Source organism: Lysinibacillus sp. FSL L8-0312, from assembly GCF_038003285.1.
Classification (GTDB): domain Bacteria; phylum Bacillota; class Bacilli; order Bacillales_A; family Planococcaceae; genus Lysinibacillus; species Lysinibacillus fusiformis_D.
The window spans coordinates 2522725-2540268 of record NZ_JBBOOV010000001.1 but is presented as its reverse complement, the minus strand read 5'-3'; the positions used below and the strand labels follow the sequence as shown (position 1 = coordinate 2540268).

19 protein-coding genes are annotated in these 17544 nt (G+C 37.4%); 15 read left to right on the top strand and 4 right to left on the bottom strand.

All coding sequences use genetic code 11. The features are described from left to right. Positions 1 to 68: 68 nt before the first annotated feature. A complete protein-coding gene (locus tag MHI22_RS12895) occupies positions 69 to 944 on the top strand; it encodes a radical SAM/SPASM domain-containing protein (RefSeq protein ID WP_058844185.1) in 876 nt (291 codons plus the stop codon). Between the two features lie 30 nt (positions 945 to 974). Here MHI22_RS12895 and MHI22_RS12890 read toward each other — a convergent pair whose 3' ends face one another. After that, a complete protein-coding gene (locus tag MHI22_RS12890) occupies positions 975 to 1364 on the bottom strand; it encodes a helix-turn-helix domain-containing protein (RefSeq protein WP_004225641.1) in 390 nt (129 codons plus the stop codon). 213 nt (positions 1365 to 1577) lie between these two features. Between MHI22_RS12890 and MHI22_RS12885 the strand changes: the two genes are divergently transcribed. Further along, entirely contained in the window at positions 1578 to 2225 is a 648-nt protein-coding gene (locus MHI22_RS12885; protein WP_340812158.1) for a hypothetical protein, read from the top strand. A 54-nt stretch (positions 2226 to 2279) separates the two neighbouring features. Here the strand turns inward: MHI22_RS12885 and MHI22_RS12880 are convergent, their stop codons facing one another. Both MHI22_RS12880 and MHI22_RS12875 read right to left on the bottom strand, forming a co-directional pair. Beyond that, the gene (locus MHI22_RS12880) at positions 2280 to 3953 is read right to left on the bottom strand and encodes a ribonuclease J (RefSeq protein ID WP_036123392.1); all 1674 of its coding nucleotides are present in this window, start codon (positions 3951 to 3953) and stop codon (positions 2280 to 2282) included. A 287-nt stretch (positions 3954 to 4240) separates the two neighbouring features. Next, positions 4241 to 4735, bottom strand: coding sequence for a L,D-transpeptidase family protein (locus tag MHI22_RS12875; protein WP_036123389.1), 495 nt, complete (start codon positions 4733 to 4735; stop codon positions 4241 to 4243). A gap of 89 nt (positions 4736 to 4824) precedes the next feature. Here MHI22_RS12875 and MHI22_RS12870 point away from each other — a divergent pair, with 89 nt between their 5' ends. The 6 genes from MHI22_RS12870 (at position 4825) to MHI22_RS12845 (ending at position 8399) form a co-directional block, all read left to right on the top strand. Continuing rightward, complete coding sequence (locus MHI22_RS12870; RefSeq protein WP_170829902.1) at positions 4825 to 4965, top strand: hypothetical protein; 141 nt, start codon at positions 4825 to 4827, stop codon at positions 4963 to 4965. A gap of 45 nt (positions 4966 to 5010) precedes the next feature. Continuing rightward, positions 5011 to 5220 (top strand): hypothetical protein, encoded by a 210-nt coding sequence (locus tag MHI22_RS12865; protein WP_058843711.1) that lies wholly within the window; start codon positions 5011 to 5013, stop codon positions 5218 to 5220. Positions 5221 to 5234: 14 nt separating this feature from the next. Further along, positions 5235 to 5432, top strand: a complete 198-nt coding sequence (locus MHI22_RS12860) for a hypothetical protein (RefSeq protein ID WP_058843710.1) — start codon at positions 5235 to 5237, stop codon at positions 5430 to 5432. A gap of 76 nt (positions 5433 to 5508) precedes the next feature. Beyond that, the gene (locus MHI22_RS12855) at positions 5509 to 5697 is read left to right on the top strand and encodes a cysteine-rich CWC family protein (protein WP_340812156.1); all 189 of its coding nucleotides are present in this window, start codon (positions 5509 to 5511) and stop codon (positions 5695 to 5697) included. A 100-nt stretch (positions 5698 to 5797) separates the two neighbouring features. Further along, positions 5798 to 6382 carry a DUF305 domain-containing protein gene (locus MHI22_RS12850; RefSeq protein ID WP_036123376.1) on the top strand — a complete coding sequence of 195 codons (585 nt, stop codon included), beginning with the start codon at positions 5798 to 5800 and terminating at the stop codon, positions 6380 to 6382. A 265-nt stretch (positions 6383 to 6647) separates the two neighbouring features. Then, positions 6648 to 8399 (top strand): methyl-accepting chemotaxis protein, encoded by a 1752-nt coding sequence (locus MHI22_RS12845; RefSeq protein ID WP_340812154.1) that lies wholly within the window; start codon positions 6648 to 6650, stop codon positions 8397 to 8399. 43 nt (positions 8400 to 8442) lie between these two features. Here the strand turns inward: MHI22_RS12845 and MHI22_RS12840 are convergent, their stop codons facing one another. Further along, positions 8443 to 9048 carry a metallophosphoesterase family protein gene (locus MHI22_RS12840; RefSeq protein WP_058843707.1) on the bottom strand — a complete coding sequence of 202 codons (606 nt, stop codon included), beginning with the start codon at positions 9046 to 9048 and terminating at the stop codon, positions 8443 to 8445. Between the two features lie 230 nt (positions 9049 to 9278). On the opposite strand from MHI22_RS12840, the gene MHI22_RS12835 reads away from it, so the two are divergent. From MHI22_RS12835 to MHI22_RS12805, 7 genes are all read left to right on the top strand, one after another. Beyond that, a complete protein-coding gene (locus MHI22_RS12835; RefSeq protein WP_082673698.1) occupies positions 9279 to 10775 on the top strand; it encodes a class I adenylate-forming enzyme family protein in 1497 nt (498 codons plus the stop codon). Between the two features lie 224 nt (positions 10776 to 10999). Continuing rightward, a complete protein-coding gene (locus tag MHI22_RS12830; RefSeq protein WP_036123368.1) occupies positions 11000 to 11989 on the top strand; it encodes a C39 family peptidase in 990 nt (329 codons plus the stop codon). A 59-nt stretch (positions 11990 to 12048) separates the two neighbouring features. Beyond that, on the top strand, positions 12049 to 13281 hold the full coding sequence (locus tag MHI22_RS12825; protein ID WP_058843706.1) for a carboxylate--amine ligase: 1233 nt from the start codon (positions 12049 to 12051) through the stop codon (positions 13279 to 13281). Continuing rightward, complete coding sequence (locus MHI22_RS12820) at positions 13278 to 13979, top strand: aspartate/glutamate racemase family protein (protein WP_036123362.1); 702 nt, start codon at positions 13278 to 13280, stop codon at positions 13977 to 13979. Before MHI22_RS12825 ends, MHI22_RS12820 begins: the two co-directional genes overlap by 4 nt. 224 nt (positions 13980 to 14203) lie before the next feature. Further along, the gene (locus tag MHI22_RS12815; protein WP_036123358.1) at positions 14204 to 15352 is read left to right on the top strand and encodes a DEAD/DEAH box helicase; all 1149 of its coding nucleotides are present in this window, start codon (positions 14204 to 14206) and stop codon (positions 15350 to 15352) included. A 1-nt stretch (position 15353) separates the two neighbouring features. Then, on the top strand, positions 15354 to 16583 hold the full coding sequence (locus MHI22_RS12810) for an aminopeptidase (RefSeq protein WP_330493928.1): 1230 nt from the start codon (positions 15354 to 15356) through the stop codon (positions 16581 to 16583). A gap of 31 nt (positions 16584 to 16614) precedes the next feature. Next, positions 16615 to 17517, top strand: coding sequence for an SGNH/GDSL hydrolase family protein (locus MHI22_RS12805; RefSeq protein WP_340812151.1), 903 nt, complete (start codon positions 16615 to 16617; stop codon positions 17515 to 17517). The last annotated feature ends 27 nt before the right edge of the window (positions 17518 to 17544 follow it).

The window sequence follows — 17544 nt, the reverse complement described above, 5'->3', positions numbered from 1 at the left end:
TCTATCCAATAAATTTGTTAAAATGAATGAGATTTGATTATTTAGTGAATGGGAACGGAGAAGCAACGTTGAGAACATTTAAAAAGGTTTATATAGAAATAACGAGTGTTTGTAATTTAGCATGTAGTTTTTGTCCACCTACAGCTCGTGCAAAAGGACTTATAAAAGTCGAACAATTTAATAAAATATTAGACGAAATTCGCCCACATACCAAATATATTTATTTGCATGTCAAAGGAGAGCCACTTTTACACCCAAGGATCGACCAGCTATTAGATGCCGCCCATGCAAAGGGATTTAAAGTCAATATCACAACAAATGGGACACTTATCAAAAAGAATCGGGAAAAAATATTAGGAAAACCGGCATTACGTCAAATTAATTTCTCATTGCATAGTTTTGATGGGCATGAAGGTTCTGAAAACCGTGAAAAGTATTTGGGGGATATTTTGGATTTTGTGCGGGATGCTAGAGAATATAAGACCATCATTTCCTATCGTTTATGGAATTTACAACAGGATCATGTTTCGGATGTTGCAGCACGTCGAAATCGTGAGACATTAGAAATATTAGAAAACGAGTATAATCTTGACTATCACATTGAAGAAAGAGTAGAGCCTGGTAAAGGGGTAAAAATTGCTCCTCATGTTTATTTGAATCAGGATCATGAATTTAAATGGCCGAGCTTGCTTGAACAAGAGGACGAGGGTAAAGGTTTTTGTCATGCATTGCGTAGTCAAGCAGCTATTCTTGTGGATGGAACAGTTGTACCTTGCTGCTTAGATGGTGAAGGTGTCATTAATTTAGGAAATGTTCATGAGAAATCCTTCTCAGAAATTGTGGAGGGAGAACGTGCCAATAAGATTGTAGATGGCTTCTCACGAAGAGAGGCTGTTGAGGAACTATGCAGAAAATGTGGCTATCGTCAAAAGTTTGGTATGTAGCTATTATTGAAAAGAAGCAGCTCCAATGTGTCATTGACCATTGGAGCTGTTTTTCTTCGATTGGGAATCAATCGTATCTAAAAAATCCTTCGTAATACGAACTACGTATTTTACCTCGTCTAAGTTACGTTCTCTTAATAATGATCGATGAATGTCTAGCATGAGGTTCTTTTCCTCAATATCAGTAACGCCAGATAATTTTTGAAAATTAAAAAGCTCCTCAGGGGTAATATCCAATGCCTTCATAATTGTTTCCAATGTACTAAGGGTAATATTAGATTGTCCGTGTTCGATATTGGAAACGCGTCCTTTACTGAAACCTAACTTCCCTGTTCTTTCAGCCACTTCTTCTTGGCTTAGCCCTTTGGATAATCTAATAATACGGAGTTGTTCACCTACTAGCTTTAAAAAATCTGACATATGATTCACCTCTATGTTAAAAGCTAGTGAAAAATAGTGGAAATGACTATACTATTATAGTGGTATAATAGAGAAAAAGTACCGTTAAAATGGTACAATGTTTAATGATAAATCATTTATTAGACAAATAGCCTAAATAAGTTACTAGGTAAAAGGCGTTAGTGAAGGTTGCTTTAAGGGTATAAAATGGGACAGGGGATTGGAGGATCAAACATGGTGAAGCAGTTTTTTATAGAAGAAGTAGCAAAAATCCAAATGGGTAATAGCATGATGAATGATACAAGTTTTGCGAGAGAAGGCACTCCTTTCATAACCGAAAAAACGCTAATGAAATTAATAATAGAAGATGATTTTAGTCAAGTACCGAGAGTTGATCATACAATGGATTCGCTGACTATGTCACAAGTGCCTGCTAAAAGTATCCTTCTTAACAAAATCAATTTGAAAGAATCCTCAATTTATCAGTGTAAAAAGGCTGTATGTATTGGTCAGGATATTATTGCCATCATCCCTAATGAATCGATAATTGTCAGTGATTATTTATTGCACTTTTTAAAATGGTATCAAGTAAATAATAACGTGTGTAATGTCTATCATATAATGATTGAATTACCACCGATTGATATTCAACTTCACATAGCACAGTTATTAAACGCTATCCAACATTTATTAGTTAATAAAGATTCTTTAGTAAAGGCGATAGAGGGGCTCCCACAGTATTTTAATCATATTTCAAGGCAAGTCAAACAGCATTCAAATGACCTACATTATGGCTTTGAACAGCTCCAACGGCAATATATTGATATGTTACATATATTTTTTAATGGTGATTTTTTGAATGATCATTTTAATGTTAAGTGATTGAACAAAACAAAAATCGGTGCAAGATGGACATTCAATCCTTGCACCGATCAGTTATATTTCAATAATAATTGGTAAAACCATAGGCTTTCGTTTAGTTTGGTTAAATAAATATTGTCCTACTGCTCTTTTGATTTCACGTCGTAGAACATGGATTTGCTGTCTGTTTTCTTCTTGTAGTTCTACAACGATTTCTTTGGTAAGCACATTGACCTTATTCAACAGCTCCTCGAAATCCTTCGCATAAACAAAACCACGGGATATGGTATCAGGTTCTGAAATAAAAGCACCATCTACTTTATTGAGTGTTAAGACGATGACAAGCATTCCGTCTTCTGAAAGCTGCTTGCGATCACGAAGGACAATGCCTTCAACTTCACCTATGCCGATTCCATCAACATACGTATCACCTGCTGGAATTTTACGAGTTTGTCGTGCCTTCGAGTTTTCAATATCAACGACATCGCCGTTTTTCATAATAAAGGTATTCCCTTTTTGGACTCCAACCGCTTCTGCTAATAAGCGATGCTGGTGTAGCATGCGGAATTCACCATGAATAGGGATGAAAAATTGTGGCTTCATAAATGTTAGCATAAGCTTCAGATCTTCTTGATGACCATGTCCTGAAACATGCATGCCTGTATGGCTGGAAGATCCATAAATAACTTTTGCACCAAGCTGAAACAAATTATCCACAATCCGCGATACACCCTTCTCATTGCCTGGAATTGGGGAGGCCGCTAAAATAACCGTATCATCTGGAAGAATTTTCACTTCACGATGGTTGCCATTTGCTAAACGGGCAAGCGCAGCTAGAGGCTCGCCTTGGCTACCTGTGCAAAGTACCACGACCTCCTCTGGTGGAAGGTATTTCACTTCTCGTGCATCAATTAACATATCTTCTGGAACAAATAAATAGCCCCGTTCTATCGCTACATCAACAACATTGACCATGCTGCGTCCCAATAAAGCTAACTTCCTATTGGTAGCAATAGCTGCATGTACGATTTGTTGGATACGATTAACGTTTGAAGCAAAGGTCGAAATGATTACTTTCCGTTCAGCATGTAAAAAAGCATCCTCAATATGGTGACCAACAAGCTGTTCAGAAGGTGTCAAACCTGGCCTCTCTGCATTCGTACTTTCCGAGATAAGAACGAGCACTCCTTTTGAACCAATTTCAGCCATTTTATGAATATCGGCAAATTGATTATTAACGGGTGTTAAATCAAATTTAAAATCGCCAGTATGGACTACGTTCCCTTCAGGAGTGCCCATTACGATTCCTAAACAATCAGGTATACTATGATTAGTTCTAAAGAAACTAATATCCATTTGTCCTAAATGTAGAGCGGAGTCAGCGTGAATTTCAATTAAATCGGTTTCTCTTAACAGCTTATGTTCTTTGAGCTTTAATTCGATAAGCCCTAGAGTAAAACGAGTAGCATACACAGGCACATTCAATTTTTTTAATAAATAGGGGATACCACCGATGTGATCTTCATGACCATGCGTAACAATTAGAGCCTTTACTTTTCCTTTATTTTCCAGTAAATAAGTAATATCAGGAATAATTAAATCAATACCAAGTAAGGTTTCATCTGGAAATTTTGCTCCGCAATCAATAATGATGATGTCATCTGCATATTGTACTACATACATATTTTTTCCAATTTCATTAATGCCTCCTAAGGCAAATATGGATAATAACTGTTTACTTGTGGACAACGTATTCCCTCCTATAGCTCTCCTTTAACTATAGGTAGTATAGCTTTTAGCATTTCATCCTATACGAAAACAATAATGCTACTAATTGTATTTCACGAAATGGGGTAAATCATTGTCTAATTTTGTGGCATATACATAGGGATTGGTTAGAAATCATGCTCAATTTATTCATGATGCACTTTATCCCTCAAAAAAAGGTGATATGCAATTTGCCCAGACAAGCGAACAGGATTAAACATAACAAGAGGCTATCTATTTTGGTTTACAACTATAGATAGTCTCTTTCGTTAGGGATGAATCACTACTTCTGTACCAATAGGGACGATGCTGGCAAGCTCTTCAACATCTTGATTTTGCATTCGAATACAACCATGTGAAACAGCATGCCCAATAGAGCTAGGATCATTTGTGCCATGAATTCCATAATGTTCTTTAGAGAGACTCATCCACATCGTTCCAAAAGGACCACCAGGGTTTGGAGCTTTATTGATGATAATAAAACTGCCTACTGGTGTTTCATGAAGCATGCGTCCGACTGCGATAGGGTATTGTTTTTGAAGGATATTATTTCTATATAAACGTAGCCAGCGATTATTGGTAGATATTTCGATACGGTAAGGAATTGTATCGGGATTTGGCAAGCCCGGGATGACAATTTGTTGACCAATAAAAAGATGATCAGGCTGGATTCCTGGGTTAGCAGCAATAATGGATGCCAACGGAGTACGATAATCCTGAGCAATTTGAGTCAGTGTTTCTCCAGCTTTAACTGAATGAATCAATCATTATTCCCTCCTCTGCAAAGGTTTATGATTTTACTATATGCTTCAAATGATTTGATATTGAATCACAACAAGAAGCAGAGAAATTAGTGAAAAGTGAACGCGATCAAAATATCTCCTTTACGGATAGTAGGGGCATCTACCATGAATTGCACACAAAGCATGTACGAGTGATTCAAATAGCTGAATATCATCGAATGGATAAAGGTGCAAAAGGGAGTGACACATAATCTGTCCAGCTTTACACACATTATAGAGAAAGGAGTGTGACAGAAATGGACATGAGTAAAGTACCACATGAAAAGAAAATGTTTATGAATTTAAATAGCAAGGACAAACCTGACATGGTTGAATCAGATACAATTAGTCTTTTCGATTTGCATGAAGATATGCAGACTGTCGACGCCATTCCAGTAGAGGAGCTCAATAAACGAGTAAAAAGAGAAGGCGATGAATTAATTGAAATGCAGCCAGATGAATTGTAGGAGGTAAAAACGCAATGAATCATGAAAAAGAAGCCCATTTTACATCTGTGGGCACGAATATTAATGAAGTAAAGCAAAAAAATGCAGATGCAGGATTATCCTATAATGAGGTAAAGGCATTGTTAGCTAAAAGTGGAGGGCAGGGGACGGCCATTTATAGTGACACAGATATAGAAGAAGTAAAGCAAGATATACACAAGCACCAACAATAAGCGTAGTGGGAGGAGTAAGTATTAAATGCTCTTCCTTTTTTTATTTTACAATGGTAGGTAAAGGAGGTGCAGGAACATGTCAACTGGAGAAGAGAGCTGTCCATTATGTGGGGGAGAAAATCATTGTGGGGTAGCAAAAGGTGAAAAAGAGTGCTGGTGTATGACGGTGCGCTTTCCAGAAAAGCTATTAGATGCAGTGCAAACGGAGCAAAGGACATGTATTTGTCCAACATGCTTAGATACATATAAGAAAGAACAAGGATAATGATTACGATGAATGAGGCTGTAAATATGGAGTCATTGGTACAATTGTCTATCGCACAACAACCTAGCGGGCATACATTACTCTGAAAGGAGTGTGTCTTATGGCTAAACCAATTGAACTCAGTAATGTAACAAAGGCATATTTAGAGGAATATCAGCGAATCCTCAAAAAAATGATGCAGGGCATGACCTATGTAACGATTACTTGTAGTATTTCTGAAAATTTTATTAAGCAAATTATCCCTCATCAAGTTGCAGCAATTCAAATGTCCGAAAACGTTTTACGCTATACAACGAATATCCCTGTACAAAATCTTGCATTAGAAATTATTCGAACTCACACAGAAATGGTTGAGAGTCTTGAAGCGATACAAAATCGATGTTGTGTCGTGCAAAATTCAGAGTATGAATTATACGAGTATATGTGTGCTTATAAAGAAATTACAGAAGCTATGTTCAATGCAATGTGTGCACCACCAGTATCGAATAGCATTAATATCAATTATCTACGAGAAATGATTGTCCATCATCAGGGTGGTATCCGTCTGGCACAAAATGTGCTGAGATTCTGTATTTGCCAAGAATTAATCCCTATTTTACGTTGTATGATTCAAACACTTTGTGAGCAACTAGAAGTTATGGAAAAGTTACTGGATAGCTTACAAAATTGTGATTGCGAATGCTAACACTTTATGTGAAACGCTAAAGTCAGACATGATTTTAGCGTTTTTTCTGTGTAAAAATAGTGTTTAACAGGGAAAATGAGAAATTGTCAATAAAGTGGACAAAAGAATAAGACGGTGTAAAGAATTTTTTGAAAATCTATTTTTGTATTAGTGTTGTTGGTAAAATATATATGTTTTATTAGTTGAAGGTAATGAAGAAAGATCTATAATTCGTTTTAAAATATTGGTAATTTTTATTTACTTTATTACAAAAGGAGTGGTAACAATGTTCAAAAGGAAGAAAATAAATCAAAATTATGATTATTTCTCAGCTGCGAAAAATTCAGATATTGAGGCTAATGAACGCTTTAAAGAAAAGCTAGATTTTCTTGCTTTATCTAGAATTAGAAGAGAATCTGTTGGATTTTTACGCAAAATCTATGAAAATAATCGCCAACAAATACTCGACAATTTTTATGATCGTTTATTGGAAATTCCAGAATTTAACCAAGTTATCAATACGCATTCATCAGTAGAGCGTTTAAAAGGGCTTTTTGATTCACATTTTATAAGCCTATTTGATGATGAATTAGATTTAGATTATGTATTTAAACGACGTAAAATCGCTTATGTACATGCCCGAATCGGTGTACTGCCGAACTGGATGATTTCTGCCTATACGCTCATTAACCAATTAATCATACCGCTGATTGTCAAAGAGCTATCACGCGATCAAGAAAAAATGCTGGATGTCCTATTGTCTTATGATAGTCTAGTAACGATCGACCAACAGATTATTTTAGAAACCTATATTGAAATTCAGGCTGGCTCTGTTGTAAATGGTTTAGGTGAAATTATTACTTATAATACCCAGTTAGATACGATTAAGGAATTGATTGAATTTCAAGATATTCAGCAACAGGAGATTGTTGCAGCAGATCGATTGATGCACGAGCTAGATGAGAGTATTGAAGAAATCGCCGCATCTGTTGGTGATATTTCAGCCCAAACAAAGCATGCCTTTAAAAAATTAAATCAGGATTTAGAATCGTTACAACAAGTATCATCCATTTTACAAACAACCGATGAAGGTCATAAATCCATGCAGGAGGATATAAAGCGTTTAGTGGAACGTGTCAATAGTGTAGCGAAGCTGATGGAATTAATTAAGCGAATTGCAGATCAAACAAATTTATTGGCTTTAAATGCTTCTATTGAGGCGGCTCGTGCTGGAGAAGCGGGTAAAGGCTTTGCAGTTGTTGCGGAGGAAGTTCGAAAGCTTGCTGATGATACAAGTACATCTGTCAAATCTATACATACAGATATACAGGAGCTACTACATATTACGCATAATATTAGTTCACTAACAACTCAATTTTCACAGGATTTACATCAAGGCGTCACGGATACCTTACATATTTCACAGACGCTTGCAGAGATAAATAAAAGTTTACAGCAGCAAGGAGCTCGCTTTGAGGAAATTGCCACAACGACAAAGGTACAAGCACAATCTGCTACAACTATTTCTGAACGTAACCATACTATCACGGAGAGTATGCAAAAAAGTAAGATCATCGTTTTTGATATGGGCTCGGCTATCTACAAGTTAAGTAAAATGATTGACGGATACCGATCAACAACAATTTCTAAAAATTTTATTATTAGTCAGGAGGATATTATTGAATTAGCTATTACAGACCATTTATTATGGCGCTGGAAAATCTATAATCTACTGCTTGGCTTTGAAACAATGACAGAGCAGGATGTTGGCTCACCACAGGAGTCGCGCCTTGGTGAATGGTATTATGGTACAGGGAAAAAGCTACTAGGTGAAGAGCGTGTCTATGTAGAGTTAGAACAACCATTTATTCATGTCCATGATATAGCTAAAAAGGCGGTACGAGAATATAATATAGGCAATAAAAGGGAGGCTGAAAAATATCTGAAGGAAATTACAGAAGAATCATATATTGTAATTGAAAAACTAAAGGCCTTAAAGGAAATTTTATTGAACGGGAAAAAACAATATATTCACTAAAAATTTGAGAGCAAGCTAATGCTGGGATTAGCTTGCTCTTTTTTTATATTTCTATTGACGAATCAATAGATGGGACACACATAAATGTTACGGTGCGCTGTGTGCTATCATAAAGACACCATTCACGGTGGTCGACAACAGAACCAACATTGACACCATACTGTTTATTTTGTAAGGCAATTGGTTGGCCATAGCGAATACGAATGGGTAGTTTCTTTTGCTGATGATAAAGGCCTGATTCATGACTATGACCAAAGAAAAACAGTGGCTTATGAAAAGGAAGGAATGTTGGCTGCCAGCTTACACTCCATTTAAATTGATGTCCGTGTATTAGTGTCGCACCATCTATCTCTATCGTCTCAGGTAAAGCCTGAAAACGTTCGATGCCAGTGACCTGCGTAATGCGTTCCTCTTGATTACCTCTTATAGAGGGGAAGGTTAGTAATTCTTCAAATTCGCTTTCTACTATGGCTGCCTTTTGTAAAGGTAAGCCAGATAAGGTTTGCGCTTTTTTCTTACTGACGGTGCATTCATATAAATCACCTAAACCAATGATTTTTGCTTCCTCTGCTGTTTGTTGAATATGAGCTAGAACAGCTTTAGTATCTTCTATATTAGAATGTAAATCTCCTAAAAGTGCATAAAGCATGTCAATCCGGCCTTTCCTAAAAATAATCGTACAAATATCATACACCCAATAGAAATTGATAGAAAAGTAAAACGTCTAAGAATATTTCGTTACTTCTACTTCATATTTTGAATGTGTAGAAAAATTGCCATGAAACGCATTGCTTGTTAAAATATAATCATAATTTTCTGAATTTTTAGTAGTTTCAGACACTATCCAGCATTAAAAAATGAATTTTTGGAGGGTTTATAATGACGATGTACATGACAGATATTCTTGAAAACTATGCTGTGCAACAACCGAATGCAATTGCAACCTTGTATGATGGAAAAAAGTTGAGCTATCGCGATTTTTATCAACGTGTAGAAAGATTTGCAGCATACCTACAAGAACAGGATTTTGAAAAAGATGATGTGATTGCATTATATACGCTCAATTCAGATTTGTTTTTAATCGCTTATTTAGGTGTCCAACTAGCAGGTTTTATTGTGATGCCTATTAACACTAAATTAGCAGCACCTGAGGTTGATTTTATTTTTAATCATTCACAAGCAAAGGGTCTCATTTATGATGAAAGGCTAGCAGAAGCATTGGAGGATGTTGCCTATACATTCCAACATACGATTGGATTTAAAGAAATGAGAAACATTTTTGAAAATGAGGGATGTGAAAGAAAGCTTGTACAATTAGAGGCCCATGATACAGCAGTGGTCATGTATACTTCTGGGACAACAGGTAAACCAAAGGGCGTCATGCTAACACATCAAAATATCGTGGCTACTGCCGATATTTGGTCTTCTTCAATGAAAATGTCTAGCAAGGACAAGATGTTTATTTGTACACCTTTATTCCATTGTGCTGGCCTGCACGTCTTTGCTATGCCAATGTTCTATCAAGGAGGAACAGTTGTTATCGAAGAAGCATTTTCACCAACAAAAACGTTAGCGCAAATTGCCGCAACTGAAGCGACTATTTTCTTTGGTGTTCCATCCATGTATACCATCATTTTAAATACGCCTGGATTTAAGGAACATAGCTTTCATCATTTACGTTTATTATGTTACGGGGCTGCTCCAATGCCTTATGAGCTCGTAAAGCAAGTGAAAGAGGCATTTTCAAATGTAAAGGTTCAAAATCTCTATGGTCAAACCGAAAATTCACCTGCAGCTACCTCTTTATTAGATAGGGATGCATTAACGAAAATTGGCTCTGTTGGGAAGCCATTAGCTCAGACGGAGGTATGCGTGGTTGATAGTGAAGGAAAGTCAGTACCAGCTGGCGAGGTTGGCGAAATTTGTGTTAAAGGGCCACAAGTAATGAAAGGTTATTTGCGCAATCCAGAGGAAACAGCTAGAACGATAAGAGATGGCTGGCTCTATTCAGGAGATTTAGGACGCTTTGATGAGGAAGGTTATTTATATATTGTAGATCGGAAAAAAGATATGATCATCCGTGGAGGGGAAAATATTTACCCAATTGAAGTGGAAGAAGTGCTATATCAAATGCCAGAAATTTTAGAGGCAGCAGTGATAGGATTACCACATGAAGTATATGGAGAGGTGCCAAAAGCATTTATTGTATTAAAGGAAGGGCAGTCACTCGATGAAAAGGCAATATTATCTTACTGCCAAACAAGACTTGCCAAATATAAAGTACCGTATGAAATTGCATTTTTAGTAGAACTGCCGCGCAATGCTTCAGGTAAGGTGTTAAAGCATACATTACGACCTAAAGTGACGACGATTTAAGTACTATCCACGATGCATAGGCATAATTGTTAGCCAGTTTTTTCAAGCTTACTCGCAAGTTTCTGTGTACCTGCCGCTTCGCTTTCCATACAAAAAATTATGTCCTGAAATAAGATAAAATAGGAACGATTATAAAAGTATCGTATAATAGAGTCTACGACAAATTGAATAAATAGAATGGCGAAGGGATTACTCTTCCAATTAGAATAGGAGCGGAATTTGTCTTGTGGACGGGGTATAAACGCCTTTTACTTATAGGCATTTTGATTATTATGTTACTTTCGAGCTGTCAGCCATTTTCACAGCAAGAAGCAGAACAAAAAAATCCATTAACTGTTTTAACGGTAGAATTTAATAGCGGGGCACCTATCCCCAATCTCTATGTCACAGTAACAGATGTACAAACAGGTGATGTAGTAGAGGAAGCGATTGGTTCAGAAGAGGGAGAAGCCGTATTCGCGAAGCTCAAGGCAGGGCGAGAATATACCATTGCAGCAACAACACTGGAAAATAGTACAACAAACGATGGATATACAACAATCGAGAATTTTACGTATGATACAACGAAGCCATACTATCGATTGCAAACACACTTCTCTAGAGACGAGCAGGAATTAGATGTACCTGTTGTCATGCAAAAGCCAGAGCTTCCACATGGCTGTGAAATAACATCACTCACAGCTGTCTTAAATTATTTTGGAATGAATGTTTCAAAGCTTGAAATGGCTGATAACTATTTACCAAAGCAAAATATACGTACTGTAAACAACCAACGTTTTGGGCCAAATCCACATGAGGCTTTTGCAGGGAATCCGCGTGATAAAGCTCATGGTATGTATGTTTTTGCTGAACCTATTGTTAAGGCGGCAGAGGCAGTCATTGCAGATAAGCAAGCTGATTTACGCGTGTCAAATATGAGTAATGCCTCACAGGACGAGATTTTACAGCTTGTTCGCGAGGGAGTTCCTGTTGTAACATGGGTGACGCTTGATTTATCGTCACCTAAACGAAATGCAAATAGAGGCTGGATTTTTGAAGGTGAGACAACATCACATGAAGCCTATATGAACTTACATGCAGTTGTCTTGACAGGGCATTTAGGGGATAAAGTAGTAGTAATGGATCCATTAAAAGGTTATGTTACATACAATGTCGATCAATTTTTCAAAAGTTATCGGGAATTAGATCAGCAAGCCGTAGCTATTCATAAATAAATTAGCCATAAATCTTTAGTATGTTACACTAATAAAAAAGCAGAAGTGAGTTGAGTAGAATGGCCATTGAGCACGCTTTTTTACCGGTTTTACTTGGGGATGAGATGAATGCTTATGGCATGGCCAGAGCATTTTACGAAGCCTATGGTGTGAAGCCACTTGCATTAAACCATACGAATATGGAAAAAATTCATCAAAGTGATTTACTGACTTTTCGTGAGGTACCGAGACTTCATATAGACGAAAGATTTGTTACGGCACTTCAGGCTATTGCGCAGGAATTCGTTGATAAAAAATTACTGCTACTAGCCTGTGATGAATTTTATGTCAAAAAAATAATAGAACATAAAGCGGAATTAGCAGAGGATTTCATTATTCCTTATGTAGATGCCACACTTGCTCAGCAGTTATTAACTCGTGAAAAGATGTATGAGCTTTGTGCACAATATGGTTTTCAATTTCCTGCCATGCATGTCTGCACGGTGAATGATTACGAGGACTACGACATGCCATTTGAGTATCCAATTGTCATAAAGCCCATGAATATGACAAAATATGCTACATGTATTTTTCCTGGTAAGAAAAAAGTATATATTGCGTATGATAAGGATGAAAAGGACAGTATATTCCATGCTATTTATAAGGAATCGGCCTATCGAGATGATCTTATGATTCAACAATATATTCCAGGGGAAGATGCGAATATGCTTGTTGTTAATGCCTATATAGGGCAGGATGGCAAGGCAAAACTTCTTGCGGTGGGTAATCCCATTTTAGAAGAGCATTCTCCAGAAGGGATTGGTCGTTATGTAGCCATCATGACAACCTATCATCAGGAATTAATGGACAATGTAAAGACGTTCCTTGAAGCCATACAATTCCAAGGTTATGCTACATTTGATATGAAATATGACGATCGTGATGGTCAATATAAATTGTTGAGTATTGAATTACATAATGAACTTTCCAATTATTATGTGACAGCTAGTGGCTATAACTTCATGCAGTATGTGGCGGATGATTATGTTCGAGGTAGTAAACAGTCGCTAACATACGTGCAAAACAAGCATCTTTGGACCATTGTACCAAATGGTGTACTTTTCAAATACGTACAAAATGAACAGTTAGTCATTGAAGCGAAAAGTTTGATTCGCCAAGGGATGGCTACAGATTCTATTTTTAGTTATAAGGATATGAATGCGAAACGTTGGTTGAACGTTACGCTTGATAATTTAAGCTTTTATCGCAAATATAAGAAATATTTTAATAACAAAGGTCTGTCAAATATATGAAAAAACAAACTTTAGGTATTATCGGTGGCGTAGGGCCACTTGCAACAATGTTTATTGGAGAAATGATTGTAAGACGTACGAAGGCACAAAAGGATCAGGAGCATTTGCATACGATCATTGATAATGATACAAATATTCCTGACCGTACGGCTTTTATTTTAGATAATAAAAAGGATAATCCAGTTCCAGTCATCATTGAGGATGCTAAAAAGTTAGCTTCTGTAGGGGCAAATATGATTGCAATCCCATGCAATACAGCCCATACGTTCTATCATGAAATTGATGAGGGCTCTCCCATTCCTGTATTGAATATGATTCGTGAAACGGCGAAGCGTGCTGCTGATTTAGGAGCAGAGCGTGTTGGAATTTTGGCAACAACAGGAACATTAACATCACGTATGTACCAGGAAGCCTTAGAGGAATATGGCATTACACCAGTTGTTCCAGATAATGAGATGAGAGCCTATGTGATGACCATCATTTATGATTATGTCAAGGCTGGCAAGGATGTTACGTTGGAGGATTGGCAACCAATAGAAGAGGCGATGCTAGCATTAAATTGTGACCGCATTGTCTTAGGCTGTACAGAGCTATCTATTGTTAATAGGGATTTGAAATTAAATGAAATTTATATTGATTCATTAATCGTTTTAGCTGAATGTGCCATTTTGGCTTGTGGCTATGAGCTAGTCGATTAGTCGTTAAATAAATTGAAAAGGATCTGCTTGCTTTTCACGGGTAAGCTACAAGTCTTTAAAGAGTTGTGGTCAAGCTTACTTTTTTCCGTGTTGGGTTAGGCAGATTTTTTATGGAAGGAATCAATGGTTTCCTGAAACGATTGGACAATAGCTTCGTACATATAAAGTAGGAAACGGCGGAGTGTGTTAAACTAGTGTCAAGTAGATAGAAGGTGGGAAATAACATGTCAGTCATTAATTTATTAAAAGAAGAAATACAAGCAAAATGGAATTTTGAAACACCCATGAAAATTCAAGATGAAATGATACCAGCTATGCTTGAAGGCAAAGATATTGTAGCGGAATCGCCAACAGGATCAGGTAAAACATTAGCGTATGTTTTACCATTATTGAATAAAGTGAATGGGGCAAAAAAGCAAACACAAGGACTGATTGTAGCTCCTTCACAAGAGCTTGCGATGCAGATTGTAGAAGTTATCCGTGAATGGACGGCAGGCACAGATATTACAGTTCAACAACTGATTGGTGGTGCCAATTCTGCTCGTCAAATTGAAAAGCTAAAGAAAAAACCAACGATTGTCGTTGGCACACCTGGTCGTTTAAATGAATTAGCACGGGCAGGGAAATTAAAACTAAAAGAAATTGAAACGGTTATTTTAGATGAGTGCGATCAATTACTGAGTCGTGAATACCGTGTTGTCGTCAAATCCTTTATCGAAGGCTCGGCTTTTGGCCGACAAGTCGTTGTTGTTTCGGCTACGATAACGGAGGAAATTGAATTAGTAGCAAGTCGTATGATGTTTGAACCTTTACGTTTTAAAATTAAACCTGAGGATATGTTAAAGGTCGGTAAAGTAGTACATTCGTTTGTGAAAGTAGAAGAACGTGATAAAACAGATTTCCTACGTCGACTCTCACATACAGAAGGCTTAAGAGCACTAGCTTTTGTCAATAATATCGATCAATTATTAATGAAGGAAACAAAACTGCAGTACCGCTCAGCACCAATTGTCACTCTTCATTCCGACATGAAAAAAGAAGAACGAAAAAAAGCGTTAGATGCATTCCGTAAAGGAGATGCCCGTATTTTAATTGCCACAGATATTGCGGCTCGTGGTTTAGATATTGCTGGTTTAACACATGTTATTCATGTTGATGTACCACGAACAATTGAGCAGTATTTACATCGTTCAGGTCGTACAGGTCGTGCGGGCGCAGATGGTGAAGTATTAACGTTATTATCGTATCATGATGAAAAAACGTATAAAAAGTGGACAAGGGAAGTACCAGGCAAGCCTGTGCAAAAAATATGGCATGATGGCAAGCTGATGGAAGGTAATTCTAAAACAATTGGACAAAAGCGAGGGAATTAATATGACGTTTGAAGAAAAATTACAGGCATATGCAGAGCTTGCGGTAAAAGTGGGTGTCAACATCCAGCCAGGTCAGTACCTATTAGTCAATACATCGGTAGATGCTTTGGATTTTGTTCGTTTAGTTGTTAAAGAGGCTTATAAGGCTGGCGCAGGACGTGTACATGTGAATTTTTCAGATGACGAAATGGATCGTGCCTATTTTGAATATGCTTCTGACGAGGAGTTTAGTCGCTTCCCTGAATGGGTCGTAAAAATGCGTGATGAGCTTATTGAACGTAAAGGGGCTCTATTATGGATTGATGCAGCAGATCCTGATAATTTGACAGGCATTCCAGCAGACAGATTAGCAACCCACCAAAAAGTATCTGGTGCAGCATTGAAAAATTATCGTAATGCCGTCATGAAGGATTTAATTGCTTGGTCCATTGTTGCGGTCCCTTCACCTAAATGGGCAGCAAAGGTATTCCCTCATTTAACAGAAGAGCAGCAAGTACCTGCCTTATGGGAGGCAATCTTTAAAACAGTGCATATTGGGGAAGGCAATGCAGTGGACAATTGGCGTCAGCATATAGCCAATTTAGAATCGCGTGCACAGCTTCTAAATAATAAAAAGTATGCAAAGCTTCACTATACAGCACCGGGTACAGATTTAACAATTGCTTTAGCACCACAACATAAATGGGTTACGGGTGGCAGTAAAACGCCAGAGGATAATGTCTTTGTTGCCAATATGCCAACTGAAGAAGTGTATACTCTTCCAATGAAGCAAGGTGTAAACGGTTATGTCAGTAATTCAAAGCCATTAGTTTATCAAGGCAATATGATTGATGGCTTTAAATTAACATTTGAAGAGGGCAAAATTATTAAGGCAGAGGCTGAAGTTGGTCATGATTTATTACAAGAACTAATTCAAGTGGATGAAGGCTCAAGCTATTTAGGTGAAGTAGCACTTGTCCCTCACGAATCACCTATTTCAGCGTCAGAGATTTTATATTTCAATACATTATTCGATGAAAATGCTTCAAACCATTTAGCTATTGGTGAAGCATATCCGACTTGCTTAGAAGGTGGTAGAGACTTAGAAAATGGTCAGCTTGAAGCATTAGGAGCTAATATTTCTGTGACACATGAAGATTTTATGATTGGCAGCGGAGAAATGGACATTGATGGTATTTTACCAGATGGTACGGTAGAGCCTATTTTCCGTAAGGGTAGCTGGGCTTTTTAATCTTTAGTCAGAAAGAAAAGGAGGAGAGCAGATGAGACGATTATGGAGCTTAATCGGTGTGACGATATTATCCATGACATATTGGACTCCATCTGCTTTTGCTCAAACGGAAAGCTACGTGGCGATTGGAGATTCATTAGCTGCAGGTCAAACACCTTATCAAGAAATTGATGTAGGGTATAGTGATTTAATTGCCATGAAATTAAGTTCGATTGGACAATTATCGTTTTATACAAAAGAGCTTGCTTTTCCAGGCTTTACAACAGCGAATGTGTTAGACCGAATTCAATCGGAGGAAGCGCAACATTTATTAGCAAACGCCACACTGATTACGGTGTCAGCAGGTGCCAATGATTTATTGCGTCTTGTTCAGGTGAACCCAAGTGCTGGAACTTTAGCTTTTTCACAGTTGCAGACAGATTACGCTTTAAACTTGGCGAGAAAAAATATGACAACGATTTTAGATGAGTTAGTAGAACGTGCACCAAAAGCAAAGGTATATGTCATGGGCTATTATTTTGCCTATCCAACTGTCCATCCGTCACAAAAAGAAGGAACCAATGCACAGCTAGTTAAATTAAATGCGATTTTACAGCAACAGGCAGAGCATGCAGGAGCAGTTTATGTAGATGTCTATGATGCCTTTGGATTGAATGGAACAAGCTATTTACCAAATAGTGCTGACGTCCACCCGAATGCTGAAGGCTATCGTCAAATGGCTAACTCATTTTTACAGGCTTATAGTGGTAGTGATGCTTTACAGATTTCTTCATCAGAATTACCTAAGGCAAATCCTTTGTCATTTGAGGAAATTGTCAAGCAACAATCATCAGCGAAGCCCCAGAAAGAGAAAGTGACACAACAACAGCCTGCTCGTGTTGCTTACGTTATTCAGGGATTCCCAGGTTATCAAGCTTTTATCAAAAACATCTAAATAATCGTTAGCAAAGGCATCTTACCC

Excerpts from the sequence above, each read along its gene's own strand:
- MHI22_RS12855 (WP_340812156.1), top strand. The coding sequence starts at position 5,509 with ATGTCAACTGGAGAAGAGAGCTGTCCATTATGTGGGGGAGAAAATCAT.
- MHI22_RS12860 (WP_058843710.1), top strand. The coding sequence starts at position 5,235 with ATGAATCATGAAAAAGAAGCCCATTTTACATCTGTGGGCACGAATATT.
- MHI22_RS12825 (WP_058843706.1), top strand. The coding sequence starts at position 12,049 with ATGGCCATTGAGCACGCTTTTTTACCGGTTTTACTTGGGGATGAGATG.
- MHI22_RS12815 (WP_036123358.1), top strand. The coding sequence starts at position 14,204 with ATGTCAGTCATTAATTTATTAAAAGAAGAAATACAAGCAAAATGGAAT.
- MHI22_RS12865 (WP_058843711.1), top strand. The coding sequence starts at position 5,011 with ATGGACATGAGTAAAGTACCACATGAAAAGAAAATGTTTATGAATTTA.
- MHI22_RS12885 (WP_340812158.1), top strand. The coding sequence starts at position 1,578 with ATGGTGAAGCAGTTTTTTATAGAAGAAGTAGCAAAAATCCAAATGGGT.
- MHI22_RS12835 (WP_082673698.1), top strand. The coding sequence starts at position 9,279 with ATGACGATGTACATGACAGATATTCTTGAAAACTATGCTGTGCAACAA.
- MHI22_RS12890 (WP_004225641.1), bottom strand. The coding sequence starts at position 1,364 with ATGTCAGATTTTTTAAAGCTAGTAGGTGAACAACTCCGTATTATTAGA.
- MHI22_RS12840 (WP_058843707.1), bottom strand. The coding sequence starts at position 9,048 with ATGCTTTATGCACTTTTAGGAGATTTACATTCTAATATAGAAGATACT.
- MHI22_RS12810 (WP_330493928.1), top strand. The coding sequence starts at position 15,354 with ATGACGTTTGAAGAAAAATTACAGGCATATGCAGAGCTTGCGGTAAAA.
- MHI22_RS12845 (WP_340812154.1), top strand. The coding sequence starts at position 6,648 with ATGTTCAAAAGGAAGAAAATAAATCAAAATTATGATTATTTCTCAGCT.
- MHI22_RS12805 (WP_340812151.1), top strand. The coding sequence starts at position 16,615 with ATGAGACGATTATGGAGCTTAATCGGTGTGACGATATTATCCATGACA.
- MHI22_RS12820 (WP_036123362.1), top strand. The coding sequence starts at position 13,278 with ATGAAAAAACAAACTTTAGGTATTATCGGTGGCGTAGGGCCACTTGCA.
- MHI22_RS12850 (WP_036123376.1), top strand. The coding sequence starts at position 5,798 with ATGGCTAAACCAATTGAACTCAGTAATGTAACAAAGGCATATTTAGAG.